Genomic DNA, 18,461 nt, shown 5'->3' on the forward strand with positions numbered 1-18,461 from the left:
CTCACGCGACGAGCGCGGGAGCGGCCAGCCGGGGGAGGACGAAGTCGCCCACCCGCCAGGCCTCCTCCAGGTGCGGCCAGCCGGACAGGACGAACTCCGACAGGCCCAGATCGGCGTATTCGCGGATGCGCTCGGCGACCTCCGCGTAGCTGCCGACCAGCGCGGTACCGGCGCCCTCCCGGACCAGCCCGACCCCCGCCCAGAGGTTGGGCGAGATCTCCAGCGCGTCCGCGGAACCCCCGTGGAGGTCGGCCATGCGGCGCTGCCCCACGGAGTCCATCCGGGCGAACCGCGCCTGGGCGGCGGCGATCCTGTCGGGGTCCATGCCGTCGAGCAGGCGCCGGGCGTGCGCCCAGGCCTCCTCGGAGGTGTCGCGGGCGATGACGTGGAGCCGGATGCCGAACCGCAGCTCGCGGCCCGCCTCGGCGGCGAGCCCGCGCATCCTGGCGACCCGTTCGGCGATCATCGCCGGGGGCTCGCCCCACATCAGGTAGACGTCCGCCCCGGCGGCGGCCACCCGCTCCGCGGCGGGGGAGGCCCCGCCGAAGTAGATGTCGGGGGTGTCGGGGAGCGCAGTGGCGAGCCCGCCCCCCGACACCCGGTAGTGGGCGCCCAGGTGATCGAACGGCTCGCCCGCCCAGGTGCGCCTGAGCACCTCGATGAACTCGCCGGTGCGCTCGTAGCGGGCGTCGTGGTCGAGGAAGTCGCCGTAGGCGCGCTGCTCCCGGGGGTCGCCGCCGGTGACCACGTTGAGCAGGAGCCGTCCCCCGCTGATCTCCTGGAGGGTCTGCGCCTGCTGGGCGAGCAGCGTGGGCAGGGTGAAGCCGGGCCGGAAGGCCACCAGCAGCTTGAGCCGGTCGGTCCGTGCCGCGACGGCGCTGCACGCCACCAGCGGGTCGGGGCAGCCCGCCCCGACCGGGGTCAGCGCCGCCTCGAAACCGGCCGCCTCGGCGGCGCGGGCCACCTGGGACAGGTAGTCGAGCGTCGCGGGCCTGGCCGCGGCGCCGCCCGCCGCGACGGTGGTCGTGGCGGGCCTGACGTGGTGGCCGTCGCCGGTGGTCGGCAGGAACCAGTGCAAGCGCATCTTCGCCTCATAGGGCTCATACGGAACGGGGTGGTGCCCCCGATATTAACCACATAATACCTATCTATAAATAGGGAATTAGGGCGGGGTCCTGACCTCGGGGTTCATGGTCGGCATCCCCGCGGATGCCCCTTCGGGGCCGGTGACTCAGGCGCCCGGTTCCTGGCCGGAGTCCGTGGAGGTTGACAGGTAGCCCGTGAGCAGGGTCTTGAGCTCGGCGGTCAGTTCCGCCGCGCGTTCCGGCGGTCCCGCCGCGACCAGCGGGAGCACCGCCCTGATGGTGGCCAGCATCATCGTGGCGATCAGCAGGCGCCGCTCCTCGCCGAGACGGGGCGCGCGTACGGAGAGGACCTCGGCGATGCGCCGGGCGATGTCCCGATGGAGCCGCTCGGACGCCGTCGCCAGCCGGTCGCCGGTGGCGGAGCCGTGCAGCAGGGCCCAGTAGGCCGGGCGGGAGGCCTTGTAGGCGACGATCTCGTCGACCACCTGGTCGATCAGGTCGGCCGCGGGCATCCGTACGACGTCGCCGGTGAGCCTGGCCGCCCAGTGCGCGCTCCGCCCCTCGGTGAAGCGGTCGAGCAGGCCGTCCAGGATCTCCTCCTTGTTGCGGAAGAACTGGTACAGCGAGCCCGGGGACATGCCCGCCCGCTCGGCCACCGCGTTCGTGGTCATGTCGGCGTAGCCGGCCTCGGCGATCACCCCCTCGGCGGCGTCGAGGATCTCCTCCATCCGCCTGAGGCCGCGCGCCTGCCGCTTGACCGGCCGCCGCGTGGTCGCGGCCTGACTGCCATCGGCCTGGTCGTCGGTGGCCTGGTCGACGGCGCGCTGGCCGGTCGCCTGCCTGTCGGTCCGCGGTCTGGTCGTCGGCTGGTCGGTGGCCTGGTCGACGGCGCGCTGGTCGGTCGCCCGCCTGCCGGTCCGCCGCGCGGTCGCGGGCCGGTCGTCCGCCGGCTGTCCGGTCGCCGGACGTTTCTCAGGCATGCGTCATCCCGTTGACAAATGCGAGCATTTACTTGTATTCCTGTCTCGAACCCTAAAACACGAGCAGTTTACCGAATTTCGGGGATGATCATGAAGACTGACCCGCGCCCGGTCGCGGCGCCTCCCATACCGCCGCTGAGACGACTCGGCCACCTCCTCGTGCGGCGCCGCCGCCTGGTGATGGTCCTCGCCCTGCTCGGCGCCGTCGTGCTGGGAGCACTGGCCGCGGGCACGGTGTCCGGGCTCTCCCTGGCCAGGTACGAGGCGCCCGGCTCGGAGTCCGACCGGGCGCAGGCGGAGCTGGCCGGGCGGTTCGGCACCGGGAGCGCCGACCTGGTCCTCCTGGTCACCGCGAGGAACGGGACCGTCGACACCCCCGCCGTCGCCGCCTCCGGACGGGCGCTCACCACCCGGCTGGCGGCTTTCGAGGGCGTGGCCGAGACGGCGTCCTACTGGTCGCGGGGCAACCCCGCCACGCTGCGCAGCGAGGACGGCAGGCACGCGCTCGTGGTCGCCCGCATCCCCGGCGACGCCAACCGGGTCCGCTCCGAGATCCTGCCGAGGATCATCCCCGAGGTCCTGCGCGGCGACGCCGCGACCACCGTCAGGGCGGGCGGCGGCGAGGAGGTCTTCCGTCAGACCGTGCCGCTGGCCAGGCAGGACTTCGTCCGTGCCGAGCTGGTGGTCGTCCCGCTCGTGCTCGTGCTGCTCTGGGTCTACCTGCGGCGCGTCCTCGCCGCCGTGCTGCCGGTCGTGCTCGGCGCGCTGGCCATGGTGATCGGGCTGGCGCTGCTGCGGATACCGCTCCTGTACGCGGACCTGTCGACGTTCGCGCTGAACCTCACCCTGGCCATGGGGCTCGGCCTGGGCGTCGACTACTCGCTGTTCATGATCGCCCGATTCCGGGAGGAGATGGGGCTGGGCAGGGACCGGCAAGAGGCGGTCGCCCACGCCGTCGAGCGGGCCGGCCGCACGGTGATCTTCAGCGGGGTGACGGTCGCCGCCTCGCTGAGCGTGCTCCTGCTCATGCCCTTCGACTTCTTCCGCTCCTTCGCCTACGCCGGGATCGCGGTCGTCGTCGGGGGAGTGGTCGGCGCCGTGGTCGTCCTGCCCGCGATCCTCGCCGCCGTCGGCGACCGGGTGCTGTCGCGCCGGTCCGCGGCGGCGGGGGGAACCTTCTGGCGCGGCCTGGCGACCCGCGTCATGCGCAGGCCGGTCGTCTACGGCGGGGTCGCGGCCGCGGTGCTCCTGCTGCTCGGCTCGCCCTTCCTCGGCCTGCGCCTCGGCGTCGCCGACGACCGCGTCCTGCCCGCGTCCGCGCCCGCCAGGCAGACCTCGGACGTGATCCGCGCCGAGTTCCCCGCCGAGGAGACCGACGCCCTCCAGATCGTCTCCACGGGCGCGGCCGGAGCGCCCCCCGAGGCCGTACCCGGTTACGCCGCCGCGCTCTCCCGCCTCCCGGGCGTCGCCCAGGTCGACTCCGCCGCCGGGTCGTACGCGGCGGGCAGCCGGATCTCCGCCGGAGACCCGGCGCGGTTCGCGGGCACCGGGGGCACCTGGCTGTCGGTGGTCCCCTCCGCCGAGCTGATGGAGGACGACCCCGTCCGGCTGGTCCACGACGTCAGGGCGATGAAGGCGCCGTTCGAGGTGCTGGTCGGCGGCTACCCGGCCGAGCTGGCCGACTACCGGCAGGCCGTGATCGAGCGGCTGCCGCCGCTGCTCGGGCTGATCCTGGCGATCACCTTCGCGGTGCTGTTCGTGATGACGGGCAGCGTGCTGATCCCGCTCAAGGCGACGGTGCTCAACCTGCTCAGCCTGTCGGTGATGTTCGGCGCCCTGGTCTGGATCTACCAGGACGGCAACCTGTCGGGCCCGCTGGGCTTCACCCCCACGGGGACCCTCGACCCGAGCATCCCGATCCTGATGTTCTGCGTCGCGTACGGGCTCTCGATGGACTACGAGGTCTTCCTGCTGTCGCGGATCAAGGAGGAGTACGACCTGACCGGCGACACCTCGGGGGCCGTGGTGACCGGGCTCCAGCGCGGTGCCCCCCTCATCACGGCGGCGGGCGGGATCCTGGCGGTGTCGTTCGCGGCCTACGGCACCGCGGAGGTGGTCTTCGTGCAGATGCTGGGCGTGGGGATGGCGGTGGCGATCCTCGTGGACGCGACCGTGATCCGCGCGATCCTGGTCCCCGCCGCGATGCGCCTGGCCGGTGAGGCCAACTGGTGGGCCCCGGGCCCTCTGCGCCGCCTCCACGCCCGCATCGGCCTGTCCGGCTGAACCTCGCCCGGCGGGCCGGACGCGCCCGCCTCCGCCTCAGGTCTCCCCTACGAAGGGGGCGGGCACGTCCGGCGGGGAGACGCGCCGTCGTGGCGGATCCGGCGCTCCGGCCCGCCGAGAAGGGGGCGAGGTCAGAGGTCGCGGGCCCAGATCTCCTCGACGAAGCTCTTGTCGTCCCCGTCCCCCTCGCCCCGCTCCTTCTCGACCAGCTCGAAGCCCGCCTCCCGGTAGATGCGCCTGGCGCCCACCAGCACGTCCCTGGTCCACAGCACCATCCGCCGGTAGCCGGCCGCCCTGGCGAAGCGCACGCACTCGTCCACGAGCCGGGTGCCGATCCCCATGCCGCGGGTGGACGGCTCGACCAGCAGCATCCGCAGCTGCGCGGTCTCGTCGTCCTTGCGCACGCAGAAGACGCACCCGGCGCGTTCGCCGTCCACCTCGGCGATCCAGGCCGCCTCGTGCCGGGGGTCGTGGCCGTCCACGTAGTCGGACACGACCCTGGCCACCATCGCCTCGAAGTTCATCCCCCAGCCCCGCTCCTGGCTGTAGAGCGTGCCGTGCCGGTAGACCACCCAGCCGAGGTCGCCGGGACGCGGCGGGCGGATGACGTACGGCCGGTCCGGCTTCGGCGCCCGGCCCAGGATCTCCTCGATCGTCGCCATGCTCGCGACCAGCCGCCCGCCGTCTTCGTCGGTCACCCCGGACAGCAGCTCGCGTACCTCCTCCGCCGCGCGCTCGTCGAAGCCCGCGAACCTGGTCCTGCCCTCGGTGGTGAGCTCGACCACCTGCCGCCGCGCGTCGGCGGCGGACCGCTCGCGCACCACCAGCCCGTCGCCCTCGAACCTGCCGAGCATCCGGCTGAGGTATCCGGCGTCGAGTCCGAGCAGCCGCCGCAGGTCGCCCGTCTCCATCCGGCCCGCCCGGTCCAGCTCGAACAGCACCCTCATCTCGGTCAGCGAGTAGGAGCTGTCCAGGAGGCCCTGGTGGAGCAGGCCGATGAGCCTCGTGTAGAAGCGGTTGAAGGCGCGGACCTCCGCCACGTGTCTCTCCATGCTTGACAGCATCAATCAATTCGTTGACGCGGTCAATGAAGTTGGCGCGGTCAATGAATCGATCGGCGTGGGCCCCTGTGAGATCGGCGGTCGGCTGCGCTAGCTTCGCACTTTGGCTGAGAACGGATGATGAGCTGGGGGCGGCGCGGGCCGCGCCCACGGCGGGAGCATGATGGCTGAGGTCGCGTACATCGGTGGATACACCCCGGACACCGACGGGTCCGGGCCGGGGATCACCCTGGTCGAGCTGGGGAGCCTCGCGCGGCTCGGGGAGACGGCGGCCTCCGGCCCCTCCTTCCTCGCCGTCCATCCCACCCTCCCGATCCTGTACGCGGTGGGGGAGAGCGAGCGCGGCACGATCGGCGTCTTCGCCCGCGCCGGGGACGGCACGCTGAGCCCCCTCGCGCAGCGGCCCAGCGAGGGGTCGGCCCCCTGCCACCTGGCGGTGGACCCCACCGGCACGCGCCTCGCGGTGACCAACTACGGCGACGGCACGGTCAGCGTGCACGGCATCGACGGATCCGGCCTTCTGACCGACGTGTGGATCTTCCCCTACCGCGAGGGCGCCCACGCCCACCAGGCGGTCTTCGGCCCCGACGGGGTGCTGTACGTGAGCGACCTGGGCTGCGACGAGGTCCGCCGTTACCTGGTCGGGGACGAGGTGGTCCCGCACCCCGCGGGGCCGGTGCGGCTCGCGTCCGGCATGGGCCCCCGGCACATGGCCTGGTCGGGCGGTCACTGGTACGTGGCGGGGGAACTGGACGGCACCGTGCGCGTCTACGAGGTCTCCGGCGGCTCCGGTCCCTCTGGTTCCTCTGGTTTTTCCGGTTCCCCTGACGTCCCCGACGGCTCCGGCGCCTCCGGTGCTCCCGACGGCGGGTGGCGCGAGATCGCCGTCGTCCCGGCGAGCGGGAGCGAGGGGCGCAACCAGCCCTCGCACCTGGAGGTCTCCGGCGGCCTCGTCTACGTCGCCAACCGGGGGCCCGACACGATCTCGGTCTTCGCGGGCCCCGGACTGGAGCCGGTGGCAGAGGTCCCCTGCGGCGGCGTCTGGCCGAGGCACTTCGCCGCTGCCGACGGTCACATGTATGTGGCCAACCAGCGCTCGGACGGTGTCGCCGTACTCCCGCTCAAGGGAGGCGTCCCGCAGCCCGCGGAGGAGGTCTTCGCCGTCGGCACCCCCTCCTGCGTGCTGCCCCTGCCGTAGTGTGCTCTCAGGAGGCTTTTCCGAGGCCTTCGACCTGCCGTCGACGTGCGCGCCCGGCCGGGCCCGGGGAGCGGAGCCCGTCCCCGGGCCACCGGGTCGCTCTCCCGTCGATCGCGGAAAACGACATGTGAGGACTACTCCACTTGGTCTAGACCATTGGCCGCATCTGCGGGCAGAATGCGTTTCGTCGGTGGCGAAAATCCGTCGCCGGACCGACCGTGCCACTTAGTCTGGCCATCTTGCACCGAACTCACTACCGGAGGATGCCATGCGTATCGGAGTGCTCACCGGGGGCGGCGACTGCCCCGGCCTGAACGCCGTTATCCGCGCCGTTGTACGCAAGGGAGTGGGCGTTCACGGACATGAGTTCGTCGGATTCCGCGACGGCTGGCGGGGTCCCCTTGAAGGCGACACCATGCCGCTTGACATCGAGGCCGTACGCGGAATCCTGCCGCGCGGCGGAACGATCCTGGGCTCGTCGCGGACCAACCCGATCAAGATCGACGGCGGCGTTGAGAAGATCAAGGAAAACCTCGCGAAGGGCGGGGTCGACGCGCTGATCGCGATCGGCGGCGAGGACACCCTCGGTGTGGCCAAGCAGCTCTTCGACAAGGGCGTGAAGGTCGTCGGCGTGCCCAAGACGATCGACAACGACCTCAACGCGACCGACTACACCTTCGGCTTCGACACGGCCGTCAACATCGCCGTCGAGGCGATCGACCGGCTGCACACCACGGCCGAGTCCCACCACCGCGCGCTGATCTGCGAGGTCATGGGCCGCCACGCGGGCTGGATCGCCCTGCACGCCGGAATGGCGGGCGGCGCCAACGTCATCCTCATCCCGGAGAAGCCCTTCGACATCGACAAGGTGTGCGCCTACGTCGAGTCCCGCTTCAAGACGAAGTACGCCCCGATCATCGTCGTGGCCGAGGGCGCGCACCCGGTCGAGGGCCAGATGGCCCTGCAGGCGGGCGAGCTCGACGCCTTCGGCCACGTGCGGCTCGGCGGCATCGGCGAGAACCTCGCCAAGGAGATCGAGAAGCGCACCGGCAAGGAGGCCCGCACCACCGTGCTCGGCCACATCCAGCGCGGCGGCACCCCCACGGCCTTCGACCGGGTGCTGGCCACCCGGTTCGGCCTGCAGGCCATCGACGCGGTGCAGGACGGCGACTTCGGCAAGATGGTCGCCCTCCAGGGCACCGACATCGTCCGGGTCGGCCTCGACGAGGCCACCAAGGAGCTGAAGACCGTGCCGGTCAGCCGCTACGAGGAGGCCGAGGTCTTCTTCGGCTGAGACCCGCCCCCGAGGCTTGGCCGGGGTGTCTCCGGGGCCGGTAGGTGTCCTCCGGGCACGCCTGTAAGTGTTCTGCAAGCGGCCTCCCCTAACCTCCCGGCAGGGCGGTCGCCCGCGATTCCCCTCCATGTACGGCTTGCGCCTTGATCAGGCACCAGCGGGGGCGCAAGCCGTACATCATCGCTCTCGGGAGTCGAACAGTGAAGGACCCCTCGGCGCGGGAGCGGGCGGCGGGACGACCGGTTCCCGGAGCCGGTCCTCGTCGCGACGGCTCTCCAGCCTGGCCAGCAGGGCGGCGTCGTTCTCCAGTTCCCGCTGTGACGGCGACAGGATGACGGCCAGCAGCAGGCCGAGGGTGAGCAGGCCCACCAGGGCCAGCGTGGGCAGCATGAAGTCGACGCCCCTGGCCCCCTCGACCGGCGTCGGCGAGATCAGGGGCCGTACCTCGAGCGCGAACATGCCGGTGTAGTGCATGCCGCAGACCGCCAGGGCCATGATCAGCGCGGCGCCGCCGGTGGCGAGCGCGCCGCTGACCCGCAGGGTGAACCAGAGCGCCACCGTGGAGGCGGCGATCGCGATCAGCACCGAGACCCCGACCAGCGACAGGTCGTAGGAGACCCGCGCAGACATGTTCATCGCGAACATGCCGACGTAGTGCATGCCCGCCACGCCGAGGCCGGTGAGCACGCCGCCGGACAGGAGGGAGAGTGGTCTCTCCCCCCGCTGGGAGACCAGGAACAGGCCCGCGCCCACGACGACGACCGCCAGGACCGCCGAGCCGACCGTGAGCGGCACGTCGTAGCGGATCTGGCCACCGCCGACGGCGAAGCCCATCATGGCGACGAAGTGCATGACCCAGACGCCGGTGCCGCCGATGGACAGCGCCCCGCCCGCCAGCCAGCGGGCGCGTGCCACACCCCCCGTCGCGCGGGCCTTGGCGGTGAGCAGCAGGCCGAGCACGCACCCGACGCTCGACATGGCGTAGGCCAGTACGGGCGTGAGCAGGCCGTAGGAGAAGTGATCTACGTGGGACATGTTCCAGTTTCTCGCGATAGGGAAATCGGTGAATTATTGCAGCTCGTGGCCTTTTCGGGGAAAGGCGTGGGCGGCAGGTGACGGGAATCGAGGGTTCGTTCTGGCGGGCGGTCGCGGTTTTCCGGGTCGCGTCCCTCGCGTACGCGGCGGTCCTGCTCATCCGCGCCGGGGGGTACGCCCATCCGGCGACCGGCTGGCTGGTGATCGGCGTCATGGCGCTGTGGACCGTGGCGACGATCTTCGCCTACTCCGTCGAGGAGTTCCGCGGCCGGCCGCTGCTCGCCGCCGACATGCTCGTGACCGTGGGCTGCCTGCTCGCCACCCCGGCCGTGCAGGGCGTCTACCAGCAGGGCAGCCTGCCGATCACCGGCACCTGGATGGGCGGGGCGGTGCTCGCCTGGGCGGTGTACGGCGGGCGGCGGCTGGGGGCCGTGGCCGCGCTGATCGTCTCGCTCGCCGATCTGTGGCTGCGCGGCGTCCCCGGGGGTGGCTTCGAGATGCTGCCGATCAACGGCACCGTCCTGTTCTTCCTCGCCGGGGTGGTCGTCGGGCACGTGGCCCGGCTGGCCAAGCAGGCCGAGGAGCGCATGCAGCAGGCGATCGAGCTGGAGGCGGCCGGGCGGGAGCGGGAGCGGCTCGCCCGGGGGATCCACGACTCGGTGCTCCAGGTGCTCGCGCTGGTCCAGCGGCGCGGGCAGGAGATCGGCGGTGAGGCGGCCGAGCTGGGCAGGCTCGCGGGTGAGCAGGAGGCAGCCCTGCGCGAGCTGGTCAGGTTCAGGCCGGAGACGTCCGCCCTCGGCACCGCCGACCTGTGCGCCCTGCTGCACAGGTACGGCTCGGCCACGGTCACCGTCTCCGCCCCGGCGACCCCGCTGACCCTGCCCGCGGCCACCGCGGCCGAGATGGCCGCCGCGGTCGGGGCCGCCCTGGACAACGTCGCCCGCCACTGCGGGGCGCGGGCGCCCGCCTGGGTCTTCGCCGAGGGCGACGGCGGGCTGGTCACCGTGACCGTCAGGGACGAGGGGCCGGGCATCGCGCCCGGACGCCTGGAGGAGGCCGCCGCGGACGGGCGGCTCGGCGTCGCGCAGTCCATCCGGGGCCGCATCGCCGACCTCGGCGGCACGGTCACCGTGATCTCGGGCCCCGGCCGGGGCACCGAGATCGAGATGTCGGTGCCGGCCGGTTAGGCCGTGTCGCGGAGGTCGCGGAGGTCGCGGAGGTCGCGGAGACCGCGGAGACCGCCGGGGTCGCCGTGTCACTTCCCGCCCGCACGGCGGGCGGGGCGGGCGCCGCGTACCGGGGGCGGGGGCGGGAGGCGCCGGGAGGTCGGGACGCCGTGTGTGCGGAAGGCGAGGGGCGCCGGGGGAGAAGGGCCGTGCATGAGAGGCGAGGGGTGCCGGGGGCGGGGACGTGGCGTGAAGGAGGCTGACCGGGCGGGAGGGAACAGTTCTAAGGTGGGCCAATGCGCGTGATGGTGGTGGACGACCACCCGATGTGGAGGGACGGGGTGGCCAGGGATCTGGCCGAGGCCGGATACGAGGTCGTGGCCACGGTCGGGGAGGGGCGGCAGGCGGTCCGGGTGGCCGCGGCGGTCCGGCCCGAGCTGGTCGTGCTCGACCTGCAACTGCCGGACCTGCCGGGGGTCGAGGTGGCCAGGAGACTGGCCGCTTCGGAGCCGCCGCCCCGGGTGCTGGTGCTGTCGGCCAGCGGTGAGCAGGAGGACGTACTGGAGGCCATCAAAGCGGGCGCATCCGGATATCTCCTGAAATCCGCGAGCAAGGAGGAGTTCCTCGACGCGGTCAGGCGCACCGCCGGGGGCGACGCGGTGTTCACCCCCGGCCTGGCGGGACTCGTCCTGGGGGAGTACCGCAGGCTGGCCGCCAGGCCCGCGCCCGAGGCGACGCCCCGCCTGACCGAGCGGGAGACCGAGGTGCTCCGCCTGGTCGCCAAGGGCCTGTCGTACAAGCAGATCGCCGAGCGTCTCGTGCTCTCCCACCGGACGGTGCAGAACCACGTCCAGAACACGCTGAACAAGCTTCAGCTCCACAATCGGGTGGAACTGGTCCGCTACGCGATCGAGCAGGGCCTCGACGGGTCGTAGGCGCGACTAAAGTGACAAGGTCGAGATGTTGTCTTTGCGTGAGCACGCGAGAGACTTGACTGTGACTCCCCGGCGCCGGTTCCCCGGCGTCCTCCTGACTCCCCGTTCCCCTCGAAGTTCCACCGGAGGTCGCACCATGACCATGTCCGCCTTGGGCGAGCCCTGCGTTCTGCTCAAACTGGGCGAGGTCGTCCTCAAGGGCAACAACCGCGAGCTCTTCGAGCGCAGGTTGCAGGCCAACATCAAGGCCGCCCTGAAGGACGTCGGCGTCAAGGTTGACGTACGGCAGCGCCACGGTGTCATCGCGCTCTTCCTGCCGGACGGCAGCGGCGCCGAGATCGCCGACGCGGTCGCCGAGCGTGTCTCGTACGTCCCCGGCCTGGTCTGGGTCCACCGCGCCTGGCGGGTGGAGAAGGACCCCTCGGCGATCACCAAGGCCGCCATCGAGCTGCTGGCCGACCGCGACGACGTCAGGCGCGGTGTCTCCTTCGCGGTCCGCTCCCGCCGCCGCGACAAGCGTTTCCCGCTCACCTCGATGGAGCTGGACCGCTCGGTCGGCGGCGAGCTCAACGACATCTACGGCCTGCCGGTCGACCTGAAGCGGCCCGAGCTGGTCGTCTCCATCGAGGTCGACCGCGACGAGGCGTTCGTCTTCACCGGCGGGCAGCCGGGCCAGGGCGGGCTGCCGGTCGGCACCAGCGGCAGGGGCCTGGTGCTGATGTCCGGCGGCATCGACTCCCCGGTGGCCGCCTACCGGATGATGCGCCGCGGCCTGCGGGTCGACTTCCTGCACTTCTCCGGCATCCCCTTCACCACCTCCGAGTCCATCTACAAGGCGTACGCGCTGGTCAGGGCCCTCGACAAGTTCCAGGGCGGGTCTAGGCTGTGGGTCGTCCCCTTCGGCAAGGCCCAGCAGTCGATCAAGGCCTCGGGGCAGGACCGCCTGGCGATCATCACCCAGCGGCGCCTGATGCTGAAGACCGGTGAGGAGGTCGCCCGCCGCCTGCGCGCCGGGGCACTGGTCACCGGCGACTCCCTGGGACAGGTCTCCTCGCAGACCCTGCAGAACATCACCGCCCAGGACGACGCCGTCGACATGCCGATCCTGCGTCCCCTCATCGGCCTCGACAAGACCGAGATCATGGCCGAGGCCCGCCGCATCGGCACCCTGGCGATCTCCGAGCTGCCGGACGAGGACTGCTGCACACTCCTGGCCCCCCGCCGGGCCGAGACCGCCGCGAAGATCGTCGACCTGAAGAAGATCGAGCGCCGCCTCGACGCCGAGGAGCTCGCCGTCCAGCTGGCCGGGTCCCTGCAGGAGTACAAGCTCGACGCCTGAACCCATCCCCCCGGCGTTCCCGGGGGGATGGGGGAGGAGTCAGGCGGGGGACAGGAGGTCACCGGCGGCGACCTTGCCCAGCAGCGGCGGAAGGTGCTCCATCACCTGGGCGAGCTCGTCCAGGTCGCCGTCGACCAGCGCCTGGGGGCCGTCGCAGAGGGCCTGCTCGGGGTGCGGGTGGACATCGATGATCACGCCGTCGGCGCCGGCCGCGATGGCCGCGCGGGTGAGCGGCAGGACCAGGTCGCGGTGCCCGCCGGAGTGGGACGGGTCGACGATCACCGGCAGGTGCGACAGCCGCTGGGCGAGCGGCACCGCCGAGACGTCCAGGGTGTTGCGGGTGGCGGTCTCGAAGGTGCGGATGCCGCGCTCGCACAGCACGATGTCGAGGTTGCCGCGCTGGGCGACGTACTCGGCGGCCATCAGCCACTCCTCGATGGTGGCGCTCATCCCGCGCTTGAGCATCACCGGCTTGCCCGCCGCGCCGACGGCCTGCAGCAGCGCGAAGTTCTGCGCGTTGCGGGTGCCGACCTGGAGCATGTCGGCGTAGGAGGCCACCAGTTCCACGTCGTCGGCGTCGACGACCTCGGTGACGATCGGGAGCCCGGTCTGCTCGCGCACGTCGGCGAGGATGCGCAGGCCCGCCTCGCCGAGCCCCTGGAAGGCGTACGGGGAGGTGCGGGGCTTGTAGGCGCCGCCGCGCAGCAGGGTGGCCCCGGCCGCCTTGGCCATCAGGGCGGCCTCCAGGGTCTGCCGCGGGGTCTCCACCGCGCACGGCCCGGCGATCAGGGTGACCGTGCCCGGCCCGATCGGCACGCCGCCGACGCGGACGACGGACCGTTCGGGGTGGTTGTCGCGGCTCACCAGCTTGTACGGCGCGCTCACCCGCATCACGTCGGCCACCCCCGGCATCCCCCGCAGGTCGAGGGTGGCCAGCTGGGCGATGTCGCCGACCAGGCCGATGATCGTGCGGCTCACGCCCCGGCTGACGAACGCCTCGCCGCCCGCCGCGCCGATGATCTCCACGATCGCCTCGACGTCCTCCCGCGTGGCGCCGGGACCCATGACGATGACCATTTCTCTCCCTCTCGATCACTCCGCCGGCGCCCGCCCGTCCCGGCGGGCCCGGTGGTTCCTGTGGTTCCTGTGGTTGCGACGTTCTCGACGAAGGCCGGAAAAAGCAGAAGGCCCCGAGTCCGAAAACCGGACCCGGGGCCTTCTGTTCGCCAGGCTGTCAGCGCAGCATCTGGGGGCGAACGGTCCGACCTGAGGGTCCGTCGCCATACCAAAACCAGAACGCGGTGCGCATAGCGGCAAATGATAGCGCACGGAGGGAACGCGCCTTTCCGGCGACCCGGGGCCAGGCCGGGGAAGAGGGCTATGCGGTGGCCACCGAGATGCCGGGAAACCCGCGATGGCAGGATTACCCCGTGCCATGGGGGAAACGGCGAGGGGAGTGATGGTGGAGCAGCCCGAACCTTCGGAGGAGTCCCGCCTGCCCCCGGGCCAGTACGTCCCCCGGGGCAGGCCGGTCATCCACTACGGCCGGGTGCCCACGTTCCGCCCCGCGACCTGGCAACTGCACGTCATGGGGGCGACCGCCTCGGGCGAGCAGCACCGCTTCACCTGGCCCCAGTTCTCCGAGCTGCCGCGCACCACGATCGTGGCCGACTTCCACTGCGTCACCAAGTTCTCGATCATGGGCAACGAGTGGAACGGGGTGTCCACGGCGACGCTGATGGAGATCGCCCCGCCCGCGCCCGGCGTGAGGCACGTGATGATCTGGGGCGAGTACGGCTACAGCGCCAACATCCGCATAGGCGACTTCATCCGCTCCCAGACGATGTTCGCGATGGAGTTCGACGAGAAGCCCATCTCCCCGGAGCGTGGCTTCCCGGTGCGGATGATCGTCCCGCACCTGTACGCCTGGAAGAGCGTCAAGTGGGTCCGCGCCGTGGAGTACCTGCTGGAGGACAAACGCGGCTTCTGGGAGGAGCGCGGCTACCACAACATCGCCGACCCCTGGCGTGAGCAGCGCTACTCCTATCAGGAGGAAGCGGGCGAAGGCCCGCCGTGATCGGCGTTCGCCCCTGATCAGAGGGGTGGGTTGACTACCGTTTCCCGCATGTCGACCACCGGCTGGGTGCTGCTCTGCGCCTTCAGCACCCTCCTCGGATTCTTCCTCCCCCGCCCGCGCCGGGAGCACCCGGACCGTTCGGGCGGCCCGACGGACGAGGCCACCTTCCTCGCCCTGCACATCGTGGCGATGGCGGCCCCCTCGCTGCGGGCCGGGCTCACCCGCGAGTCCGCCCGCAAGGCGGTCCGCCACCTGCGCGCCCTGCTGGGCACCAGCGCCATCGCGGTCACCGACACCGGCGGCCTGCTCGCCTGGGACGGCGCGGCCGGCTGCCACCGCGACCACGTGCCCGAGCACGCCCGTACCGTCCTCGCCTCGGCCCGCCCGCGCGTGGTGGCCGGAGACGACCTGACCTGCGACACGCCGGGCTGCGACATCCGGGGCGGCGTCGTCGTGCCGCTCACCGTCGACGGGCGGGTGGTCGGCGCGCTCGCCGCGTACGACACCGTGGTGAGCGCGGCACTGGCGCGGACCGTCATCGAGGTCGCCCGGTGGGTCTCGGGGCAGCTGGAGCTGGCCGAGGTCGACTCCTCGCGGCGGCGGACGATGGAGGCCGAGATGCGGGTGCTGCGCGCCCAGATGTCCCCCCACTTCGTCTACAACGCGCTGACCACCATCGCCTCGTTCGTCCGCACCGACCCCGACCGGGCGCGGGAACTGCTGGTCGAGTTCGCCGACTTCAACCGGTACGCGCTGCGCCGGGTCCGCGACTTCGCCACCCTCGCCGAGGAACTGCACTGCGTGGACCGCTACCTGCTCCTGGAACGTGCCAGGTTCGGCGACCGGCTCCACGTCACCCTCAGGGTCGCCCCGGAGGTGCTGTCGCTCTCCGTCCCCTTCCTCTGCCTGCAACCCCTGGTGGAGAACGCCGTCAAGCACGGCGTGGCCGCGGCGGGACGTCGCGGCGAGGTCCGGGTGGTGGTCAGCGACGCCGGGCCCGAGGCCCACATCAGCGTGGAGGACGACGGCCTGGGCATGCCGCCCGAGCGGACCAGGATGCTCCTGGACGGTGGCTCCCCGCGGGGGGACTCCTGCGGGGGCGAGGAGGGCGGGATCGGGCTGGCCGGAGTCGACGTGCGGTTCCGCCAGATCTACGGCGAGGACTACGGCCTGGTCGTGGAGAGTGCCCCGAACGCGGGCACCACGGTGAGGCTCCGCATCCCCAAGCTCCCCCGTCGGTAGCTATTTGTAGTCAAAGCATTACCTGAAGTTGTCATGAGGCTTGCGGCGGATGTGGTTCAGGGGGCAGCGTAGGGTCATGTTGCGAGTCCTGGCCGTTGACGACGAGGTCCCCGCTCTTGAGGAGATCGCCTATCTCCTCCGCCAGGACCCCCGTATCGAGCACGTCTCCACCGCGGTGGGCGGCGTCACCGCGCTCCAGGACATGGTCCAGATGATCGGCACGGGCGAGCGGCTGGACGGGGTCTTCCTCGACATCCGGATGCCCGGCCTCGACGGCCTCGACCTGGCCAGGCTCATCGCGGGCTTTCCCAACCCGCCCCGGCTGGTCTTCGTCACCGCCCACGAGGAGTGCGCGGTGCAGGCCTTCGAACTGGAGGCGGTCGACTACCTGCTCAAGCCGATCAGGGCCGACCGGCTGGCCGAGGCGGTGCGGCGCCTGGAGTCCATGACTCCGGCGGCGGCCGACCCCGTGCCCGAGGACGTCATCCCGGTCGAGCTCGCCGGGCGGACGAGGTTCGTGCCCCAGCAGGCCGTCTGGTTCGCCGAGGCGCAGGGCGACTACGTCCGGCTGCACACCGACGAGGGCAGCTACCTGGTCCGCATGCCGCTCGCCGCCCTGGAGCGGCGCTGGGCCGGCTCGGGGTTCATCAGGGTGCATCGCAGCACGCTGGTCTCGGTGCGGCACGTGAGCGAGCTGCGTTTCGACGGCGGCCGGGTGATGCTCAGGGTGGGCACCGAGACGCTCCCGGTCAGCCGCCGCCACACCCGCCAGGTCCGCGAGCGGCTCATCCGCCAGTTCCGTGACCGCCCGGCCGTTCCCGGCGTGGTCCGGGCCAGGCCGCTGCCGTCCGCCGCCCTGCGGTAGCCGCCGCCGTCTCCTTCGCGGATCCCGCCGCCGTCCTCTTCGTCTTCTTCGCGGATCGAGGACGCCCACCGTCGCGGGCGGCGCGGGTCGTGTCCCGCCCGTTCTCCGCTTTCTGTCCTCTGGGGCTCATGGGGCTCATGGGGCTCGTGCAGCTCATGGGGCTCGTGCAGCTCGTGCGGCTCGTGCGGCTCATGGGGTGAGCTTGCCGGACCCGTGCGCGGCGGCGCCGCACGCGGTCCCGGACGGGTCCTTCGCCTCCTCGGGGCCGCACGACCGCCGTACGAGACCTCTCGCCGTCCACGGGTCCTCCGGGCCCCGTCTCGCGCCCTTACGCCCCCGTGCGGCGATTCACGCCCTTGTGGACCCCGGCACGCCCGCCCCTCGCCGCCGGATTCCCCGGTCGCCGCCCCGGCCGTGGCCCGGGTGGCGACCCGCGTCCGGGACGCCCACCTGCCGTCGCGGGACCTCCGGCCCTGGATCTCGTTCGCCGGCACGCCCTTCGTGCGCCCCGCCGGTGTTTCCCGCACCGGTGGTCACAGAGGCCCCATGAGCCTCCGATCGACCGTTCGTCGTCCGCCGGCGGCCGTTCGTCGTATCGGCACTCTCCGCACATCGACAACTACGAACCGTTAATCGCGCTGGAGGGAAAGCGCCGCTCACGCGTCTGGACGCGCCTCTAGTGTTCCCTCATCGGAGAGCGAGACCCGCCGCGTCAGGGGGGACAGAGCCGGAAGGCTCGCACAAGGCCTGACGCGCGGACACCGGGTGACCGTCGAGAGCCGGCGACATCCGGCCACTCGGCCGCCGGGTCCTTGGCCGGAAGGGGAGGGGCCGCCGATCTCCGATATGACGGGACGCCCGCGCTAGCCGACGGGCCGGACCGTGATCCGGCCACACGGGGGCGGTCGGATCACGAGGACGGGCGTCCCGTCCGATCTCGCGGATCCCGGTGACACGGCCCTGTCGGCCGGTGAACACCGGGGGCGACCGGTCGTCGCGTCAGGTGTCGCGGAGCTTCTTGAGCACGTCGATGTCCTCGCGGTGCTTCTCGGCACCGCCGGGCGTCTCGATGCAGAACGGCACCCCCGCCACCGCGGGGTGGCGCATCATCTCGGCGAAGGGGGCGGCGCCGATGTGGCCGGAGCCGATGTTCTCGTGCCGGTCCCTCCTGGAGGCGCACGGGTCCTTGGAATCGTTGGCGTGGACCAGCTTGAGCCGCCCCGGGGCGATCGCGTGCAGGGCGTCCAGGGTCTCCTTGACGCCCTCGGAGGTCGACAGGTCGTGCCCGGCGGAGAAGACGTGGCAGGTGTCGAAGCAGACGCCCGCCTTCGGGTGCCAGTCGAGGGCCTCCAGGTAGGGCTCCAGGTCCTGGACGGTCGCGCAGAGCACCCCGCCCTGCCCGGCCATCGACTCCAGCAGCAGGTCGGGCCCGTCGTCGGGGATCTCCTCCAGGAGCGGCAGGAGATGCTCGTGCAGCTGGCGCAGGGCGGCGTCACGGGGCTGGCTCACCGCCGACCCCGTGTGGATGACCACTCCCTTCGCGCCGATCGCGTGGCCGCGCAGCAGGTTGTGCCGCACGGTGGCCACCGACTTCTCCAGCGTCTCGGGGCTGGGGGAACCCATGTTGACGAGGTAGGAGGCGTGCACGAAGGAGAGCACGCCCGATTCGAGCAGCGCGGTGTCCTGGACGGGGTCGCCCGCGGCGAGCGCCCAGCCGCGGGGGTTGGTGACGAACACCTGGATCATCTCGGCACCGATGTCCGCGGCATACCGCAGCCCGCCCTTGGCGAGACCGCCGGTGACGGAGACGTGCCCGCCGATCGGAGAGAGTGAAGTCATAGTGCCACCATTTTAGGCGCTGCCCGGGGGGCCGCCCTGTCCCCGGCGATCGATGTTCCTTA

At 71.9% G+C, this 18,461-nt stretch carries 15 protein-coding genes; 9 read left to right on the plus strand and 6 right to left on the minus strand.

Features of this window, described 5'->3' with window-relative positions:
- Position 1: 1 nt before the first annotated feature.
- Together OG587_RS21215 and OG587_RS21220 are read right to left on the minus strand one after the other, a co-directional pair.
- The gene (locus tag OG587_RS21215) at positions 2-1,084 is read right to left on the minus strand and encodes an LLM class flavin-dependent oxidoreductase (protein ID WP_329092901.1); all 1,083 of its coding nucleotides are present in this window, start codon (positions 1,082-1,084) and stop codon (positions 2-4) included.
- Between the two features lie 147 nt (positions 1,085-1,231).
- Positions 1,232-2,065 (minus strand): TetR/AcrR family transcriptional regulator, encoded by an 834-nt coding sequence (locus tag OG587_RS21220; RefSeq protein ID WP_329092902.1) that lies wholly within the window; start codon positions 2,063-2,065, stop codon positions 1,232-1,234.
- A 90-nt stretch (positions 2,066-2,155) separates the two neighbouring features.
- Between OG587_RS21220 and OG587_RS21225 the strand changes: the two genes are divergently transcribed.
- The gene (locus OG587_RS21225; RefSeq protein ID WP_329092903.1) at positions 2,156-4,348 is read left to right on the plus strand and encodes an MMPL family transporter; all 2,193 of its coding nucleotides are present in this window, start codon (positions 2,156-2,158) and stop codon (positions 4,346-4,348) included.
- A gap of 131 nt (positions 4,349-4,479) precedes the next feature.
- Here the strand turns inward: OG587_RS21225 and OG587_RS21230 are convergent, their stop codons facing one another.
- A complete protein-coding gene (locus OG587_RS21230; protein WP_329092905.1) occupies positions 4,480-5,400 on the minus strand; it encodes a bifunctional helix-turn-helix transcriptional regulator/GNAT family N-acetyltransferase in 921 nt (306 codons plus the stop codon).
- 169 nt (positions 5,401-5,569) lie between these two features.
- On the opposite strand from OG587_RS21230, the gene OG587_RS21235 reads away from it, so the two are divergent.
- Together OG587_RS21235 and OG587_RS21240 are read left to right on the plus strand one after the other, a co-directional pair.
- Entirely contained in the window at positions 5,570-6,607 is a 1,038-nt protein-coding gene (locus OG587_RS21235) for a lactonase family protein (protein WP_329092907.1), read from the plus strand.
- Between the two features lie 268 nt (positions 6,608-6,875).
- Positions 6,876-7,901 carry a 6-phosphofructokinase gene (locus OG587_RS21240; RefSeq protein WP_329092909.1) on the plus strand — a complete coding sequence of 342 codons (1,026 nt, stop codon included), beginning with the start codon at positions 6,876-6,878 and terminating at the stop codon, positions 7,899-7,901.
- A gap of 177 nt (positions 7,902-8,078) precedes the next feature.
- Here the strand turns inward: OG587_RS21240 and OG587_RS21245 are convergent, their stop codons facing one another.
- Positions 8,079-8,936: an MHYT domain-containing protein gene (locus tag OG587_RS21245; RefSeq protein ID WP_329092911.1), complete on the minus strand. Its 858-nt coding sequence runs from the start codon at positions 8,934-8,936 to the stop codon at positions 8,079-8,081.
- A 77-nt stretch (positions 8,937-9,013) separates the two neighbouring features.
- Between OG587_RS21245 and macS the strand changes: the two genes are divergently transcribed.
- From macS to thiI, 3 genes are all read left to right on the plus strand, one after another.
- A complete protein-coding gene (macS, locus tag OG587_RS21250; protein ID WP_329092912.1) occupies positions 9,014-10,123 on the plus strand; it encodes a MacS family sensor histidine kinase in 1,110 nt (369 codons plus the stop codon).
- A 284-nt stretch (positions 10,124-10,407) separates the two neighbouring features.
- On the plus strand, positions 10,408-11,037 hold the full coding sequence (locus tag OG587_RS21255) for a response regulator transcription factor (protein WP_329093938.1): 630 nt from the start codon (positions 10,408-10,410) through the stop codon (positions 11,035-11,037).
- 136 nt (positions 11,038-11,173) lie between these two features.
- Positions 11,174-12,376, plus strand: a complete 1,203-nt coding sequence (gene thiI, locus OG587_RS21260) for a tRNA uracil 4-sulfurtransferase ThiI (protein ID WP_329092914.1) — start codon at positions 11,174-11,176, stop codon at positions 12,374-12,376.
- 39 nt (positions 12,377-12,415) lie between these two features.
- Here thiI and aroF read toward each other — a convergent pair whose 3' ends face one another.
- A complete protein-coding gene (gene aroF / locus OG587_RS21265) occupies positions 12,416-13,453 on the minus strand; it encodes a 3-deoxy-7-phosphoheptulonate synthase (protein WP_329092915.1) in 1,038 nt (345 codons plus the stop codon).
- 358 nt (positions 13,454-13,811) lie between these two features.
- On the opposite strand from aroF, the gene OG587_RS21270 reads away from it, so the two are divergent.
- From OG587_RS21270 to OG587_RS21280, 3 genes are all read left to right on the plus strand, one after another.
- Entirely contained in the window at positions 13,812-14,453 is a 642-nt protein-coding gene (locus tag OG587_RS21270; RefSeq protein ID WP_329092916.1) for a molybdopterin-dependent oxidoreductase, read from the plus strand.
- Positions 14,454-14,501: 48 nt separating this feature from the next.
- Positions 14,502-15,695, plus strand: a complete 1,194-nt coding sequence (locus OG587_RS21275) for a histidine kinase (RefSeq protein ID WP_329092919.1) — start codon at positions 14,502-14,504, stop codon at positions 15,693-15,695.
- A gap of 76 nt (positions 15,696-15,771) precedes the next feature.
- Positions 15,772-16,560: a LytR/AlgR family response regulator transcription factor gene (locus OG587_RS21280; RefSeq protein WP_329092920.1), complete on the plus strand. Its 789-nt coding sequence runs from the start codon at positions 15,772-15,774 to the stop codon at positions 16,558-16,560.
- A 999-nt stretch (positions 16,561-17,559) separates the two neighbouring features.
- On the opposite strand, the gene OG587_RS21285 is transcribed toward OG587_RS21280, so the two are convergent.
- Positions 17,560-18,399: a deoxyribonuclease IV gene (locus OG587_RS21285; protein ID WP_329092922.1), complete on the minus strand. Its 840-nt coding sequence runs from the start codon at positions 18,397-18,399 to the stop codon at positions 17,560-17,562.
- Positions 18,400-18,461 lie beyond the last annotated feature (62 nt).

It is taken from the genome of Streptosporangium sp. NBC_01469, from assembly GCF_036227305.1.
GTDB lineage: Bacteria > Actinomycetota > Actinomycetes > Streptosporangiales > Streptosporangiaceae > Streptosporangium.

What these genes read in the sequence shown, in the direction of transcription:
- OG587_RS21215 (WP_329092901.1), bottom strand. Translation starts at nt 1,084, where the DNA reads ATGCGCTTGCACTGGTTCCTGCCGACCACCGGCGACGGCCACCACGTC.
- OG587_RS21220 (WP_329092902.1), bottom strand. Translation starts at nt 2,065, where the DNA reads ATGCCTGAGAAACGTCCGGCGACCGGACAGCCGGCGGACGACCGGCCC.
- OG587_RS21225 (WP_329092903.1), top strand. Translation starts at nt 2,156, where the DNA reads ATGAAGACTGACCCGCGCCCGGTCGCGGCGCCTCCCATACCGCCGCTG.
- OG587_RS21230 (WP_329092905.1), bottom strand. Translation starts at nt 5,400, where the DNA reads ATGGAGAGACACGTGGCGGAGGTCCGCGCCTTCAACCGCTTCTACACG.
- OG587_RS21235 (WP_329092907.1), top strand. Translation starts at nt 5,570, where the DNA reads ATGATGGCTGAGGTCGCGTACATCGGTGGATACACCCCGGACACCGAC.
- OG587_RS21240 (WP_329092909.1), top strand. Translation starts at nt 6,876, where the DNA reads ATGCGTATCGGAGTGCTCACCGGGGGCGGCGACTGCCCCGGCCTGAAC.
- OG587_RS21245 (WP_329092911.1), bottom strand. Translation starts at nt 8,936, where the DNA reads ATGTCCCACGTAGATCACTTCTCCTACGGCCTGCTCACGCCCGTACTG.
- OG587_RS21255 (WP_329093938.1), top strand. Translation starts at nt 10,408, where the DNA reads ATGGTGGTGGACGACCACCCGATGTGGAGGGACGGGGTGGCCAGGGAT.
- thiI (WP_329092914.1), top strand. Translation starts at nt 11,174, where the DNA reads ATGACCATGTCCGCCTTGGGCGAGCCCTGCGTTCTGCTCAAACTGGGC.
- aroF (WP_329092915.1), bottom strand. Translation starts at nt 13,453, where the DNA reads ATGGTCATCGTCATGGGTCCCGGCGCCACGCGGGAGGACGTCGAGGCG.
- OG587_RS21270 (WP_329092916.1), top strand. Translation starts at nt 13,812, where the DNA reads ATGGGGGAAACGGCGAGGGGAGTGATGGTGGAGCAGCCCGAACCTTCG.
- OG587_RS21275 (WP_329092919.1), top strand. Translation starts at nt 14,502, where the DNA reads ATGTCGACCACCGGCTGGGTGCTGCTCTGCGCCTTCAGCACCCTCCTC.
- OG587_RS21280 (WP_329092920.1), top strand. Translation starts at nt 15,772, where the DNA reads ATGTTGCGAGTCCTGGCCGTTGACGACGAGGTCCCCGCTCTTGAGGAG.
- OG587_RS21285 (WP_329092922.1), bottom strand. Translation starts at nt 18,399, where the DNA reads ATGACTTCACTCTCTCCGATCGGCGGGCACGTCTCCGTCACCGGCGGT.